General features: G+C 72.5%; 10 protein-coding genes. All 10 read right to left on the reverse strand.

Annotated features, from left to right (window positions below; all coding sequences use genetic code 11):
* Positions 1-60: 60 nt before the first annotated feature.
* Genes ACFW2E_RS22890 through ACFW2E_RS22935 form a run of 10 tightly spaced genes read right to left on the reverse strand, consistent with a single transcriptional unit; the run spans position 61 to position 15,526 of the window.
* Complete coding sequence (locus ACFW2E_RS22890; RefSeq protein WP_384468928.1) at positions 61-3,843, reverse strand: putative baseplate assembly protein; 3,783 nt, start codon at positions 3,841-3,843, stop codon at positions 61-63.
* Complete coding sequence (locus tag ACFW2E_RS22895) at positions 3,840-6,947, reverse strand: putative baseplate assembly protein (RefSeq protein WP_384468929.1); 3,108 nt, start codon at positions 6,945-6,947, stop codon at positions 3,840-3,842. The genes ACFW2E_RS22890 and ACFW2E_RS22895 overlap by 4 nt, the downstream gene beginning before the upstream one ends.
* Positions 6,944-7,336 carry a GPW/gp25 family protein gene (locus tag ACFW2E_RS22900; RefSeq protein ID WP_384468930.1) on the reverse strand — a complete coding sequence of 131 codons (393 nt, stop codon included), beginning with the start codon at positions 7,334-7,336 and terminating at the stop codon, positions 6,944-6,946. The genes ACFW2E_RS22895 and ACFW2E_RS22900 overlap by 4 nt, the downstream gene beginning before the upstream one ends.
* Complete coding sequence (locus tag ACFW2E_RS22905; protein WP_384468931.1) at positions 7,333-7,668, reverse strand: hypothetical protein; 336 nt, start codon at positions 7,666-7,668, stop codon at positions 7,333-7,335. Before ACFW2E_RS22905 ends, ACFW2E_RS22900 begins: the two co-directional genes overlap by 4 nt.
* A gap of 16 nt (positions 7,669-7,684) precedes the next feature.
* Complete coding sequence (locus ACFW2E_RS22910; protein ID WP_384468932.1) at positions 7,685-8,221, reverse strand: phage baseplate assembly protein V; 537 nt, start codon at positions 8,219-8,221, stop codon at positions 7,685-7,687.
* A 37-nt stretch (positions 8,222-8,258) separates the two neighbouring features.
* Positions 8,259-9,398 (reverse strand): hypothetical protein, encoded by a 1,140-nt coding sequence (locus tag ACFW2E_RS22915; RefSeq protein ID WP_384468933.1) that lies wholly within the window; start codon positions 9,396-9,398, stop codon positions 8,259-8,261.
* Positions 9,391-9,753, reverse strand: a complete 363-nt coding sequence (locus tag ACFW2E_RS22920; RefSeq protein WP_384468934.1) for a hypothetical protein — start codon at positions 9,751-9,753, stop codon at positions 9,391-9,393. Before ACFW2E_RS22920 ends, ACFW2E_RS22915 begins: the two co-directional genes overlap by 8 nt.
* A 10-nt stretch (positions 9,754-9,763) precedes the next feature.
* A complete protein-coding gene (locus tag ACFW2E_RS22925) occupies positions 9,764-10,450 on the reverse strand; it encodes a hypothetical protein (RefSeq protein ID WP_384468935.1) in 687 nt (228 codons plus the stop codon).
* Positions 10,447-11,133, reverse strand: a complete 687-nt coding sequence (locus ACFW2E_RS22930; protein ID WP_384468936.1) for a hypothetical protein — start codon at positions 11,131-11,133, stop codon at positions 10,447-10,449. The genes ACFW2E_RS22925 and ACFW2E_RS22930 overlap by 4 nt, the downstream gene beginning before the upstream one ends.
* Positions 11,134-11,158: 25 nt before the next feature.
* Positions 11,159-15,526: a helix-hairpin-helix domain-containing protein gene (locus ACFW2E_RS22935; protein WP_384468937.1), complete on the reverse strand. Its 4,368-nt coding sequence runs from the start codon at positions 15,524-15,526 to the stop codon at positions 11,159-11,161.
* Positions 15,527-15,688: the final 162 nt, after the last annotated feature.

The raw sequence follows: 15,688 nt of genomic DNA on the forward strand, positions 1-15,688 counted from the left end.
GCCCCCGGGGCGCCCCGGGGGCGGGCGTCTCCAACCGGCCGTCCGTCGAATGCGCGGCCATCACTTGACCTCCGTGAGTATCAGGGTGTCCGCGGCGCGTGCCGACAGCAGAGCGAGCTGGGCGGGGCGGATGCCGCGGAGGACGAACACCGTCCGGCCCTTCGCGAGGCGCCGGGTGTCGGTGATGTCGGGGTTGAGGCGCAGGAGTTCGGCGAGCGGGATGCCGTACCGGGCGCAGACGGACGAGAGGGTCTCGCCGTTCTCGTCGCGCACGGTGTGGGTCCTCTCCTCGTACGTCGCCGGGTGCGCGGGGACGGATGCCCTCGGTGTGCCGGGGTCGGCGAGCAGGGCGGTGAGTTCCTCCGGGGTGGCGGAGGCGGGGACGCCGGTGAAGACGTCGACGTCCATGTAGTCGACGCCTGGCACGGAGTGGGCGGTGGCCAGCACCTCGGAGAGGCGGGCGGGCCCTCCCAACTCCCTTCCCTCGTAACCGAGCCGGCTCATCAGGGCGGCGCGCAGCCGGGGTTCGACGGTCTCCCAGGAGTGGTCCGGGGCCACCTTGACCTCGGCGGCGATCAGCAGCAGCACCGGTTCGCGCACGTCCACCCGGACGGGGAGGTTCGGATCGCCGTACTCCGTCAGCGCCCCGCGCAGGGCGCGCAGCACGTCGGAGTCGTCCGCGATCGGCACGTCGTCCGTTCCGGCGACCGTCACGTGCAGCACACGCCGCCGCCCGTCGAAGAGTTCACGGGCCGCGGCCCGGCCGATGCCCGCCCGTGAGCGGGCGAAGTCCTCGTAGTCGGCCGGGGAGACCAGCCGGTCCAGGGCGGAGACGGCGAGCGGGACGGTGCGGCGGGTGAGGCCGGGTCCGTCCGCGTCGGCACCGCCCGTGGCGGGCCGCGGGTTGGTGACGGCGGTGACGCCGAGCGGCCGGGTCAGGGGCTGGGTGATCCGGTCGGCGGGGATGTTGGCGGCCTTGCCGGTGCCGAAGCGGTAGCGGGCGCGGACGTTCTCGTGGCCGCCGGGCAGTCGGGCGCCGTGGACGCCGTCGCCGAAGGTCACGGTCGTACGGCCGTCGGAGGCGGTGCCGGTGATGTACACGCGCTCGGTCGGGCCGCGTCCGGCGAGGCTGTCGGCCTCGTGCCACAGCACCCCGTCGACGCGGATCTCCAGCACGGGCGTGGCGCCGAGAGGATTGTCGGCGGCGAGCCAGGTCAGCGGTGACTGCCAGAGCGCGAAGGTCTGGTTGACGCGGCCGGAGTCACCGCTGCCGATGGCCTCCTCGCGGCTCTCGCCGTGGGTGGCCTCGACGACGTTGCCGAGGATGCGCACGGTGGCGCGGTGGTAGCGGTGGACCAGATCGGTGGTCAGGGTGAGCCGGGTGTGGACGTGGTCGCCGGGGAGTTGGGGGTCGACCGCCGGGTCCGCGGCGGCGATGGTGACCACCTCGGTGGCCGGGACACCGACCGTGCCCGGGATGTCGGCGCGCCGGCCGGTGACCACGAGGGTGCGGCCGGGACGCAATCCGTCGTACAGCTCGGCGAGTTCGATCTCGTTGCCGTGCACGTCCTCGCCGAGCGGCTCGTCGGCCGGGCGGAGCGGCTCGCCCGCCGCGTGCACCGTGGTGTCGCGGATGTGGGAGAGCAGGACGTCGAACTCGTCCAGCCAGGGGTCGGCTAGGGTGAGTTCGGTGCCGCGGCCGGTGATGCCGTAGTTGGAGTACCCCGCCGTGCGGGCGGCCACGACCTGGGTGGTGACCAAGGCCAGCCGGGCGTCGCCCGGGATTCCGTCCTGGGCACCCTTGGCGGGGCGCTGGACCGCCACCCAGCTGCCGACGGTGATGCCGTCGTGCACGCTGTCCAGCTGGAGCACTCGGCGGTTGACGGGCTCCGGCTTCCCGGCGATGACGATCTCGACGTTGGGTTCGGTGCTGCCCACGGTGTACTTGAGGGTCACCTCGTACTCGCCGTGGGTGAACTGCTCGGCGGCGCCGGGGCGCAGGGAGATCTCCTGGGCGGTGCCGTTGTGGACGCCGACGTGGACCAGGCCCTCGTCGTCCGGCCGGGACACGAACAGGGTGCGTTCGGGCAGGCCGGAGTGGAGGCGGGCGGTGACACCGGGCTCCTCGGCGGCGGCCGTGCGGCGGTTGAGCCAGTGCAGCTCGCGGTCCTGGGCGGCGCGGGTCGCCAGGTCGACCCGGCCCGGACCGAGCCGGAAGGTGAGCTGCTGGGTGACGGGCAGGTTCTCGGCGCGCTGGTCGGAGCTGCTGCCCTCGACGTACTGGAACTCCGCCCGGACCGGCGCCTTGCCCGCGGTGTCGTAGACCACGCGCATGCTCGCCAGCACCCCGCCCGTCAGCGGCCAGTCCGCGGTGCGGATGACCCGACCCCGGTCGTCCTGGACCGGCTTGAGCGGGGCCGTGGCGCCGAAGGGGGCCGTGGTGACGCGCATCGCCAGCAGCTCGCGCAGGAGCGGCTGGGTGCCCGGGACCGCCGCCGTGCGCCAGGCCGGGTAGAGGCTGCCGAGGCCGGGATCGAGGGCGGCGAGCAGCCGGGCGGTGTCGCCGCCGGGGCGCCGCTCGCGGGCGCGGACGCGGACGGTGGGGGCGGCGGTGCGCAGGGCCGGGAGGACGTCGGCCAGGGCCTGGAGCGCCGCCTGCCGGGGTTCCCGGGTCCGGACGACGTGGCTCGCGGCGGCCGGCTCGGCGGGCTGCGCCGGCTGTGCGGGCTGTGCGGGCTGTGCGGGCGCCAGCTCGAGGGCCCGCGCGGCGAGTTCCGCCAGCACGGCCTCCAGCCGCTCGAACCAGGCGGCCACGTCCTCGTAAGGCTCGGCCAGCACCTGTGCCTCGCGCAGGCGGGCGACGGGCTCGGCGAGGCGGGCCGCGAGCCGCTCCGGGGTCGTGATGGCGTCCAGGTCGGCCCGCAGTGGGGCGAGGACCTGGTCGTCGAAGTCCTCGGTGAGCCGGCTGACCGGGCGCGGGTCCGGGACCTCGGGCGTGGGTGGTTCGTCGCCCGGGTCCCCGGGGGCGGCGGGCTCGGCGGTCCAGCGCCGTACCTCGTCGACGAGCTCCTTCAGCGTGGGCGGGGCCGACCTGGGCAGGGAGATCGCGGTGATCTCGTCCTCCCGGTCGATCCGGACACCGGCGACGGGCAGCAACGTCCGTGTTCCGCCCGCCTGTTCACCGAAGACGAAGAGCAGCCGGTCACCGGTCTGCAGGGAGTTCGCCGTGCCCTCGACAAAGAGTTCCGGGCGGCGGTCGAGGTCCCCGGGGGTGACCAGGGAAGGGCGGCGGCGCCGCACCTTCAGCTCGTTCCAGTCCCAGCGGGCGGTGAGGTCGCGGGCGGTCTCGAAGGTCAGCGACTGCTCGCCGGCGGAGGCGGGCACACTGTGGCTGCGCGCTCCGCGCGGGATCAGCACGGGCAGCGCTTCGGCGCGCGGGTCGCGTTCGAGGGTGTAGGCGAGATGGGTACCGGCCGCCACGCCTGGGCGCGGGTGGTGGCCGACGAGCCGGCCGAGGAGCACCAGCGAGCGGTGCTCGTCTGCGGTGCGGAGGTAGGCCTCGTCGGCGATCCGCTCGGAGTGGAAGGTGAGCAGGTCACCGAGGACGGCGGCGGCGTCGAGCAGCCCGATCGCCGGGTCGTCCGGGGTGCGGACGGTCAGCCCGTCCAGGGCCGGGTACGCGGGCGAGGCGAGCCGGTCGAGGAGCGCCGCGAGGAAGGAGCCGTAGGTGCCGACGCGGTAGTCCAGCGCGCTGCGGCCGGGCGGGTTGTGGAGCGGGGGTGGGGCGAGGCGCTCGTCGTGGCCGCCCCGGCAGGCACCGCCGCAGGTGCACTCCTGGCTCACCGGTCACCTCCCAGGTGAATCTCCAGCCGCCCGTTCTCCGGCCGGTCCGGGTCGTTGTCGCAGGTGGCGATCTCCAGCGGGCCGAGCCGCAGCACGCCGTCCTCCCTCTCTCCTCGGTCCTCCTCGAACAGCCGCCGCAGCCGGGTCACCTGGACGCTCTCGACACCGGGGACGGCCGCGGCGGCGGCGACCAGGCGGCTGAGCCGGACCGGCTCGCCGAAGGTCAGGGCGTCCGGGTGGAAGAAGCCGAGCCGTCCGCCCGGCAGCCGTCCGCTGCCGAGCACGCGGTACAGCTCGGCCAGGATCTGCCCGTGCTGGTGGCCGGGTACGGCGCACACGGCGAGCGCGATGTCGAGCGGCACCGGCCGGGCCGGTCCGACCACCAGGTCGTGGCCGATGCGCCGGTACGTCTCCAGTGCCTGGGCCACGGAGGCGAGCAGCTCTTCGTCCGGGGCACCGGCGCCGAGCGCGTCGACGGCGATGTGCGCCTCCTGGACGCTGCCGGTCCAGCGGATCTCCGCGGTGGCCCGCTGCACTCCGGGCAGGGCGGAGGCGAGGGCCGCGTAGTCCTCGGCGGTGACGGCGCGCAGCCGGGTGCGGCGCAGGTCGAGCGGAGCCGACTGGCGTACCTGCTCGACGGGTTCGGGTTCGGTGCCGCCGGTGGCGGGCAGCGGGTTGCGGACGGCGGCGACCGGCGGAACCTCGCAGTCGCCCTCGACGACGAGGTGGTTGATGGCCTCCGCGCCGACGTTGCCCGCGCTGCCGCCGCCGAGCCGGTACCGCGCGGACAACCGTGCCCCGGGGGCCGGGCGGGCGCCATGCCGTCCGTCGCCGAAGCGCAGGGCGAGGCGGCCGTCGTCCTCCGTCTCACCGACGAAGTGCCGGTCGCGGGGGGCGCCGGCGAGCAGGTCCCGGCGCGGCTCCCAGACCTCGTCGGGGCCGTGGAGGCGTACGGCGGGCAGGGCGAGACGCGGGTCCTGGGCGAGGGCCGCGGCCGCGGAACCGCGCAGCACCGGCTCGTCGGGGTGGAGTCCGGTGGCGTACGCCGGGCCCCAGCTGTGGGCGATCTCCCAGGCGATGCCGGCGTCGAGAACCGTGCCGGCGCGGGCCCGTGCGGTGAGGATCTCGACGCGGCGCAGCTTCGCGTCGAGCAACTGGTCGTTGCGGTGGAGGAGTTCACGCAGGGCGGGGACCGGGCGGCGGCGGAGTTCCAGCCGCTCCAGCACCTTCAGGCCGTAGATCAGGGCGAGTTCCGCGATCTCCTCGTCACCGAGTCCGTCGCGGTCGCGGGCGCTGCGCCACAGCTCGACCAGCCGTCGGCGGACCCGGTCCGGGATGGCGGCGATCCGCTCGGCCTGTCCCGCGGCGACCGTGGCCGGGTCGGGGAACGGGACGGCCCGGGTGACGGGCGCACGGCCGAGGACGGGCCGGAAGCGGGGTGCGATACCGGGGTACACCGACTGCGCGAGCAGGGTCCGCAGGGCGGCGGCCTGGGCGTACGCCATGCCGGGCACGACGCGCTCGTGCCGCTGCCCGGCGCGTTCCAGACCGACTCCGGCGCGTACGGTGGCGCTCTCCCCCACGGTCTCGAACAGTTCGCGGACGTCGTCGGGCGTCAGCGCGGCACCGCGCTCCGCCTTGTCCGTGAGGGACTCGATGAGCCTGGCGGGTGCGTTTCCCTCCGTGCGGTCGTGGCAGCCGAACTCCGCGGGGCCGCAGGGGGCCACGACGGCCGGAGCCGGCGGCACGGTGACCGTCTCGTGGAGGCCGGAGCGGCCGTGGTCCACGAGGACGGTGTTGCCGCGGGCCAGGGTCACGTCCTCGACGGGCAGGCAGTCACGTCCGCCGAGGGTGGTGAGGCGGAGCGGGAAGCGCAGGGCGTCCCCGGCGGCCCAGGTGACCTCCAGCAGGGGCTGGTCCTCGATGCGGTCCAGGCCGGGGGTGACGGAGGTCAGGCGGACGGCCTGGCGGTGGGTGGGGTCGGCGTCGCCGGGGGTGCCGGTGCGCGGGCCCTTCACTTCCTCGAGGACCAGGACGTCGCCCGGCCTCAGGTCCAGTCGGCGCTCCCGGCAGGTCTCCGGGTCCACCCACTCGTCGCGCAGGGTGGCCGCGGTGGCCCCCTCGGGCAGGGCGCACACCTCGCCGCCCCAGGTCCACAGCCGGATGGCGTTGTGGGCGACGCGCAGCTCCAGCGGGTCGGTGGCGACGACGGGTTCGAAGACCTCCACGGAGCCGCGCTCGTCGAGGTCGCCGAGGTCGCTCCCGTCGATGACGAGGCCGGGCTCGGGGCGGTCGTGCGGATCGAGGCGGCGCACGTCGACGGAGGCGAAGCGGAAGCTGCCCGGCGCCAGCGTGTGGTCGCGGGCCGTCTCCACGGTGACGTGGGCACGGGCGTTGCAGCCGTCGTGCATGGCGTAGTCGATCAGCCGGACGTGGCGGCGCACGGAGACCCGGCGGCGCGCGGTGTCGAGGTAGGCCTCCGTGGCGACCGCGTCCTGCTGGTAGCTGATCAGGTCGCCCGTGTGGGCGAGGAGTTCGACGAGGGTCACGCCCAGGTCGGCGGGGTTGCGCTCGGCCCAGTCCGGGGTGGTGAGCGCGAGCCGGTCCATGAGCATCCTGCGGATGGTGTCGTAGTCGCGGGCCGTGTAGTCGATGACGGGCGAGTCCGGGAAGGCCGGGGTCTCCTCGGCGTCGCCCGCGCAGTCGAACGGTGTCGGGCAGTCGGGCCGGAAGCTGAAGTACGCGCCGTGGTAGCGCTGGTCGAAGCCGCGCAGCGGCTCGGTCCCGGGCCGCCCGTACGGGTCGGTCTCGACGAGCGACAGCCGGTAACGGGAGGTGTCGCCGGTCCGGTCGAGGGTGACGTGGAGCCGGTCGTCGAGCTCCGGGTCCTCCTCGCGCTCGACGCTGACGTCGACCGCGCTGATGCCGGTGATCCGGCGGCCGCCGTCGACCCGGACGTTCGCGGGGCCGAGGCCGTGCGGGGCCTTGCCGAGGAAGGTGACGGTGAGCAGCAGCCCGTCGTCGCCGACCTCGACCGTGTCGACTCCGTTGAGCTGGGCGGCCCGCACCTTGGCCCGGCGGGACGTGGTGGTGCCGGTGGTCATGCGGTCCTCCCCTCGAATACCTCGTCGTGCCGGGCTCCGGTACCGCGCACGACGTACGACAGGTGCACGCGTACGACGTCGTCCTCGCCGAACACGTCGAGGGCCAGCACGTCGACGAGGTCGCCGAGCCAGCGCTGCAGCGAGGCCTGGACGGAGAGTTCGAGGGTGCTGATCAGTTCGGGGCTGTTCGGGGCGAAGACCAGGTCGAGCAGTCCGCAGCCGAAGTCGGGGCGCATCACGCGCTCACCGGGGCTGGTGAACAGCAGTTGCTCGATCAGGTCGTGGATGTGCTCGGCGGGGCCCGCCTGGGCGCTGCGTCCCCGGCGGTCGGCGTGGAAGGGGAACGCGATGTCGGTGCGCGGACGCGCTGGTCGGCTCGTCGGCCTCATCGGACGGTGACCTTTCGCTGCGCGGCCTGGACGACGGGCGGCCCCTGCGGGACGAACGCCGCGGTGAGGCACTGGGCCGCGGAGGTGTCGAGCAGCACGGGCGCGCCGTCGACCGTGACGCCGGTGCCGTCGGCGGTCCAGCGGACCGAGACGCACGGCGAGGGCACCCGGTCCACGGTGTGCGGACAGCCGGTGACGACGTAGGCGTGGGCGGCCGTGGCGACGGCGGCGCCCGCGAGGCGTGTGCCGCCGTTGGGTGTGGTGGCGGGCGTGACGCGGCCGCCGTGCGGGCAGCCGATCACGGCGCCCGCGTCCAGCAGACTTCCGGACAACTTCTTCCCCCGTTGTCTATCGCTTGGAGAGCACGGTCAACTGGCCTTCGTTGATGGTCACTTCGCGACCGCGCAGGACGACCTCGGCGCCCGCGCCGGTGGCGATGACCACGGCTTCCTTCGTGATGCGGATATAGGCGCCGCCCTGGGCCTGCAGAAGGATCCCCCGTTCGGCTCCGGCGGTGTCGTTCATGACGAGATTGTGGGCCTGTGGTGTCTGTACGACCACCGGCTTGTCCGGCGCGTTCCTCTGGAGCGCGCGGCGCGCGTCGGGCGGGAGCTCGGCGGCGTCGCCGTACCAGCAGCCGGTCCACACGGGGAAGCTGGGATCCCCCTGTTCGAACTCCACCCAGACGCCGGCGCCGGGCGGCGGCACCACGAACTGGCCCGCCTCGGCTCCGGTGAACGGCAGGCAGGGCAGTGCCCAGGTGGACGGTTCGTCACCGAGGACGTCCGGGACCTCGGCCGTGATCCGGCCGATGCGCAGCGGATCGTTGTTGTCCACCACCCGGCCGCGGAACTTGCCGAGATAGCGATTGCTGGGTGCCGCCATGCTGAACTGCTCCTGATGGGTCGGTCGTCGGTCGTCTTCAAGGCCGGACGTAGTCGCTGCGCGCTTCCAGTCCCTCGCGCGAGAGCGTGAAGTTCTGCTGGAACGAGCCCGGGCGCAGGTTGTGGGTGACGGACTTGACGTAGTAGTCGCCGTCGTACGCCCGTCCCGCGCCGCGCACGCCGACGAGCCGGCGCGGCTGGAGGAGGTAGCCGTGCCGGTTGACGTCGAGCGAGCCGGACCCGGAGACGACGTCGGCGGACACGGCCGCCCTGGCGAGGAGTTCGGCCTCTGCCTGCTCCCGCTGCTGCTTGGCGGTGCCGGACAGCGTCCTGCGTTTGAGCGCCGGGGTGGGCCGCCTGCCGAGCGGCGGCCGCAGGGGGCTGATGGGCGGCTGGGGCAGAAGGGTGGACTGCCGGGTGCCGGGGTCCTGCCAGCGCGCCTGGGGCTCTTCCCGCGCCGTGCCGTCGTAGGCGAAGGTGAGCTGGTCCACGGTGGAGTTGGCGTCCATGTTGACGTTGAGCGCGTGCTGGCGGATGCCGAGGCGGACCTCGGGGCCCCAACGGGCCGACGACTGGCCCGGGTTGGGGCCAGGCTCCAGGTAGAAGGTGTACCCGTTGGCGCGCGCGAGCTCGGTGACGTACTGCAGGTCGGTGCCCGTCTGGTAGTGCACGCGGAGGTCCTGGTGCGGGGGCTGGGCCACCTTCTCGGTGTAGACGTCGGGCCGGATGCCGTGGTCCGAGTAGCGGCGCAGGATGGCGAGGACGCGCTCGGACGGCGGCAGGTTGGGGTAGCGGGCGGTGCGCTCCTCCAGGTCCATGAGCAGGGTGAGGTCCTCGCCGGTGACGGTGAGCGTCGAGTGGCCGGGGCGGTTGCTGGCGCCGACCTCCTGGCGCACGATCAGCCCGTCGAAGAGCACTTCGGGCGTTCCCCGGACGCTGACGGTGACGATGACGCGGGTCTTGGGGTCGAAGAAGCCCTCCGGCAGCAGCCGCTGGCTGAGGATCCCGTTCTTGGTGAGGTCGAAGGCCAGCTGGAAACCGCTGCGCTCGCCCGCCGTGGCGGTGATCTGGGCGGACAGCAGTGCCTCGGCGACCTCCAGGGGGACCGGGCGGGCGAGTGTGGGGCCCATGAGGAGGGTGATGTGGACGGGGCCCTGCCCCACGGGCAGGTCAGACACGCCGGTCTCCGCGTGGGAAGCCGCCCGCGAGGGGGACGGCGATGACGCGTCCGGCCTCGTCGGTCAGCTCCCGTGGATCCAGTACGGGGTTGGCGTCGGCGATCCGCCACCACTGTCCGGGATCGCCGAGGAAGCGCTGACCGAGCAGGTCGGGGCGCTCGCCGGCCCCGACGACGTGCGGCTGGGTCTCCCCGTCCGGCGGGGGCAGCAACCGCCGTTTGGTGTAGCGGACCTCGGTCCCGTCCGGACGGCGGTGCACGCCGATCTCGGCGTCGTGGTAGCGGCTGGTGCGCGGGTAGGGGTGGGCGCCGGGTATGGCGTCCAGGGCGTTCTCGTACGGCTCGGTCCCGGCCATGGTGTCTCCTTCAGCTCCTTTTGCCCACGACGTCGGATCCCGCCGCCCCGAGGGCACCCAGGCCGCCGGAGCGGGCGGCGGCGGCGAGCCGCTCCTTCTGTGCCAGGTGCGCCATGTACAGGTCGGCGCCGCGGTGGCCGGCGGGCAGGTCGCTCACGGTGAGGATCTTCATTCCGATGGCGAGCGAGGCCCGGATCGGATTGAGGTTCACGTCGAACGCGGATTCGTTGACGGTCAGTTCGGTCAGCCGCACGGGCATGACCCGCTTGCTCCCCCAGGTGAAAAGGGTGAGCGGCATCTCGATCGGGCTGATCTCGATGGTCCCCCGCTGCGAGAGCCTGCTCGCGGCCCGCAACTGCGCCGTGGTCGGCTGCACCAGCATTTCGAGCGTCGCGAGCTGGGGGTGGATGCCGTCGGGTGCGGCCATCTCCAGCTGGTCGGTCGCGTCGATCTCGGCGGTGAACTTCCAGGTCTCCTGGGCGGGCCCCTTGAGCCGGAGCGCTTCGTTGCGGTCCCCGCTGCCGGCACCGCCCCCACCCCCGTCACCACTGTCCGCGGCGGACTGCGGCGCGACGCTCCGCTCCAGGGTGTCCGGGTTGAACTGGAGGACGATGACGCGCTGCGGGGTGCCGCTGTCGGGGTCGACGACGACGATGCCGGAGCGGACGGGTTTGGGTATGTCGGCGTAGCGGGTCATGCGCGCGCCTCCAGGCGGGCCCTGAGGTCGGAGTAGTCGTGTTCGGGGAAGAGCTTGGGAAAGACGGAAAGCATTGCGCTGAGCCTGCCGCGGACGTGGATGAATTCGGGGTCTCGCAGCGACACATCGGCGAAGAGGTACTGCCAGCCGTAGGTGCCCTTCGTCACCAGGAGCCGGTCGAGGTACTCCGCGTATCCGACATCGAGCCGACAGAAGCCGTGCGCCACCGTGAAGTGCCAGATTTCAGGCAACGGGACACCGGGCTGCATCCGCAACGCGGTGAAGGAACCCGCGCCTCCTTCCGGTTGGTCGTCCAGGAGACGCAGCTCTGCCGCAAGCCGACGGTCGGCCGCCGAAGAGAAGTCCTGCGCGATCTCGAGGGGGCCAGTGGTGATCGAGGTGTAGAGGTTCTTGAGGCCGAACTCTCCGGCCAGCGTGGGCCCCGGGCCGGAGATCTCCCATTGGCACGCCAGTTTCCGGAAACGGAGGACACGGCTGCGTGATGACGGATCAAGAACCAGATCGAAACGCCGCGCGATCTTCGCGAGGACGGTTTCCGCGTCACCGTATGCCGTGACCACGGGGCCCCGTTCCTCCGCAAGCACACGAACGCCCGCGCCGCTCTCCAGCTCGTCCATCAGGGCGAGGTAGCGCTCCTCGTAGGCAGTGAATTCCTTGCTCATGTCGTTCCGTGCAGCCCTCTCGGTGTCACTGCTCCTCTTCCTGCTCCAGGAATCCGACCAATTCCTTTCGGGCGGCGGCCCGTTCGATACGCCGTTTGCTTTCCTCGTACGAGACCCTCTCGTACCGCCGCCCGCCCCGGCGTCGTTCCTCCGCCTCGTCCAGTCGCTCCAGGAGATCCTCGACGCTCTCGAAGAGACCACCCTCCGTACGGAGTTTCACGATGTTCTTAGCGAATGTCGGTGAGACGTCCAGGATCTTCTCGATCTGCGACGCGGGGTCCGTGTTGACGTTCGCCTCCGTGTCCCCGACGCCGGGCGGCTTGGGATTCTGTGCATAACTGCGGTCCGGGCGCGCTCTCTTCGGCACCCATTGCCTGTCCTTGCGCTCGTAGCCGTTCCACTCCACGGATATGTGGTCGGGGAATCCGTCGAGCGGATTCGTTTCGTCCTCCGAGTGATAGGACACCGTCCAGCGGTACCAGATGATGTCCTCGGTTCCGTTCTTGAGCGCGTTCGCGGCGGGATGCTCCACCTCGTCACGGAAGGCGAAGTTCGTCTGGACACCGCGTGCGGGTACCAGGTTCGACGTCGTCACCTTGCCGCCGAGCGGCGCCGGCAGAAGGTGCATGCGCACCCAAGCCGAACCTTCACTGAGTTTGTGTTTCCGCACATAGGCCCAGCCCCGCGGATGAGCGGACGGATGATTCACCGCCTCCTCACCTTCGCGGTCGACGTTCTTGTTCAGGTACTGAGCAGTGAAGCCGCGCGCGAGCACCCCGTTGGTGAACGGCGGGAACACCGGATCGGGAATGGGCGGATCGTCTTCGCTGTGACGGCGTTCGCCGAGGGCCTCCGCCAGCAGCCCGAGCGCCCCTCTGAGAGCCATGTAGTCGGCCTCCCACCGGGTGGCGTTGCGGGTGCGCGGCAGCCTTCGGGGCAACCGACCCTGCAGCGCTTCGGCACGGTGGTCATTGACCTCGGCCTGATCGATGGCAGCCAGCTGTCCCGTCTTCTCGTCCGAGGGCTGCAGCTTCGCAACGTCCTTCTTCCATTCCTGGATGAACCTCTTCACCCCGGTGGGCGCGCTGTGGACGTACACATCGGCGCCCCGCCCCCGGCCGTGGAACTTCACCGTGTGCCGCCGCCCCGCCTCGTCCCGGAAGTGCGCCGTAGGCAGTTCGAAGTCCCGCCCGGGCTGTTGCGACTCCCGGTCCCGGCGCCTCCTGTCCCTCTCGTGCCGCTGCCTGCCGAGCAGCCGGTCCCTCATCCGCTGCCATTTGTCCCGCAGTCGCTTCGCCAGGTTGCGCAGTCTGTTGCGGAGGTCGCGGGCCTTGCCGAGGAGGGCGCGGGTCGCGCGGCGGACCTTGGCGAGGGCCTTGCGGACGGCGTCGCCGACCCGCTGGAGGGGACGGCGGCGGGAGGGGGACTCCTTGCGGTCCCTGCCGTCCCGGTTCTTGTCCGTGCGGGTGCGTTCGCGCGGTGCGTCCCGGTCCGGCTTGCGCAGGTCCGGGCGGCGCTTGTCGCCCGGCTTGGCGGTGTCGGGGCGTTTCCCGTCGGGACGCCGGTCGTTCGGGCGCTTCTCGCTCGGGCGCTTCGCGCCGGGGCGGTCCTTGGTCCGGTCACCGGGGCGCCGGCCGTCCGGGCGGGACGAGGGCAGGGACTTCGCCTCGTGGGCCGCGTCCCGGACGCCCCGGTCGGCCGCGTTGACGTAGCGGCCGTCCCTGCGGCGGTCCTCGTCGTCCGGCTTCCGCCTGCTCCTCGCCGGTGCCGGGTCCGGCTTGCGTCCCGGGGTGGGCTCCGGCTCGGGGCGGTGCGGCTGGGGAGCGGCGGGCCGGGCGGCGGGGTCGTCCTCGCGAGGGGCCCGGTCTTCGCGCTTCGGTACCTCCGCGCCTCCCGGCCGACCGCCCGGGCGCCCCTTTCCGAACAGCTTCCCGGCGCGTTCCCGAAGCGTGCGCGCCACCTTGCCCAGGTACTTGCCGATGCCGCCGACCAGCCACTGGTAGATCAGCTCGAGCAGGGCCACCACACCGGAGGCCACCGCCTTGGCGAACGGCAGCGCGCCGTTTCCGCTCTTGACGGACTTGAGGAAGTTCATGAACAGGCCGAACGCGCGCAGGACGGAACTGAGCGCCTCGTACGCCGTCTTGAGCGCGTCGATGACGGCCATCACCCAGCCGGCGCCCGGGATCAGCTTCGCGACCACCTTGGTCACGATCAGCTCACCGATGATCATGGGGAGTTGGGGGACGACCTCGTCCCAGGCCATCCTGGCCATCTCCTCCTTGGACACGCCCCCGCTGATCAGCCGGTTGAACATCTCCATCGGAATGCCGATGAGCTGCTGGATCTTCTGGTTGAACCACTCCCGGACGGCGGACTTGATCTCCGTGAACAGGTGCTCCCTGGCTCCTGTGACCGCGGCGTCCCTGGCCTTGCCCAGCCAGCCACCGGGGTCGGACAGGATGTCCGTCGCGATGGCCGTCCACTCACCCAGGCCCTTCAGGACCGCCGCGCCCAGCTCCATCGCCTTGACCGTGACCGTCTCCGCGAGGTCCACGGCGGCCAGCAGCCCCTGCTCCATCAGGTCGAGACCGGCCAGCAGCAGACCGCCGAAGGAGTCGATCAGCCGGCCGGCGATCTTCTTGAGCCTGTCCGCCGCCTGATTGACCTTGCGGACGGCCGCGTCGCGCAGTCCGTTGATGGTCCGGCGCCACTTGGCCTGCAGGGCCGGGTAGTCCTTGAGGAGTTCGTCGCCGAGCCGGATCAGCTCGTCCGCGAAGGCGTTGATCTGGTCGATGACCCACTTGCGCGCGTCGTCGATGAACTTGAAGACCTGCTTCTTGAAGTCGTCGATGACGCCCTTGACGAAGTTGCGGGCCTTCTCGAAGACGTCCTTGATGGCCTGCTTGAGCTTGTTGAACTGGTCCTTGATCCAGTTGAGCCCCTTCTCGAACCAGTTCCCGGAGTCCTTCTTCCCGTCGTCCCGCTTCTGCCGGACATCCCGCTCGGACCCGTCGCGCCTGTCGTCGATCTTCTTCTGGTCGTCCTGGGTGCGCTGGTCGACGTCCCGGTCGGTCTTGTCCTGCTTGTCCTTGATGTCCTTGCGGACCTTGGTGAACTTCTTGCCCTTCCTGCCGTCGACCTCGTCGAGCTTGTCGTCCTGCTCCTTGCGCCAGCCGTCCCGGGAGCGGGCGATGTCGGCCCGGCCCTCGTCGCGGGCGTCCGCCTGCTCCTTGGAGTTGGCGTCCACCTCCCGCCGCACGTCCCGCTCGTACTGACTCCGGTCCCGCCGGGCCTTGCCGTCCTTCTCCTTGCGCGCGGCTGTCATCCTCTGCCGCGCCTGCCCGAAGGCCTGCTTGATCTGCGGGCCCTGCTCGTGCTCGGCGACGGCCGAGACCGCCTCGGGGGGCAGCCCCGCGCCGGGGCTGCCCGCAGGCCCGCCCTCGCCGCCTGCCTGCCGCCCGCCGCTGGGCAGGCTCGCGATGAGCGTCTCCTTGGGCACGTCCGGATAGATCCGGTCCTCGCCCATCGGCCGGGCCGCGTCGTCGCGGCCGGACTCGTGCAGCTCGGCGCTCTTGTCGTCGAGCAGCCGGGCCTGCTTGTCCGTGCGTTCCGGGTCGGAGTCGTCCTTCAGCGGCAGCTTGGGCGCGTCGCCGACCTTGGAACCCTGAAGTCCCTTGTCCGAGCTCGGCAGTTCGTCGATCGAGTCGGTGAGCTTGTCCAGTGGGAGCAGCTTGGACAGCAGTTTCCTGGCCAGCGCGCCACCGATCGCGATGGTGATGTCCCACCAGCCCGGATCCTTCGTCTCCGCGCCGGGCAACTGGCCTTCGGGGGCCTTCTCGCCCTTGATCTCCGGCGTGCTGCCCCGCGGCGCCTCCGTCCTTCGGACCTGCTCGGAGGTGTAGGCACCGGGCTCGCCGGGCTTCGGACCGCCGTGCACGGTCATGGGCGAGCCGACGGGCCGGTCCAGGCTGGGCGGGGCGTCCTTCAGGGCCCCGCGCTCCTTGCCCACCGAGCGGCCGACGGCCGTGTCGACGCCCTTGAGGGCGGTGAGCGCCTGGTGCGGCTGCAGACTCTCCGCCAGGGCGAGACCGGACTCCGGGGTGGCGTTGCCGACGTCGGGAGCGGCCGTCTGCTTCCTGGGCTTCGCCGCGGCTCGTCCGCCACCGCCGGCACCGCCTGGGGAGCGGGTTCCCCCGCTGCTGCCCCCGGGCGCGGCCGCCTTCGCGACCACGGGTGTGTCGTCGTCCTGCCGCGCCGGCTCGTGCCGCGGCGGTGCCTCGTGCCGCGGCGTCGCGGACTCCACTTCGACGACCCGGTCACCGACGCCGGTGTCACCGCCGGCCGCCGGGCCCGGGGCGCTCGCGACGGGCGGAGCCAGTGCGCTCGCCACCGCCGTCGGGGCCTGCCCGGGCGCGGAAGCCGTGGGGCCGCCGCCTCCGGCGCCGGCGCCCGTCGAGGGGCTGCCGGTCTCCTGGCCCCGGGCGTGCGGGGGGGGGGGCGCGCGCGGAGGGCGCGGGCGCCCACCCGCGACGGGGGGGCGGCGCGGGCGGGG

This window comes from Streptomyces sp. NPDC058964 (assembly GCF_042741275.1).
Lineage (GTDB): Bacteria > Actinomycetota > Actinomycetes > Streptomycetales > Streptomycetaceae > Streptomyces.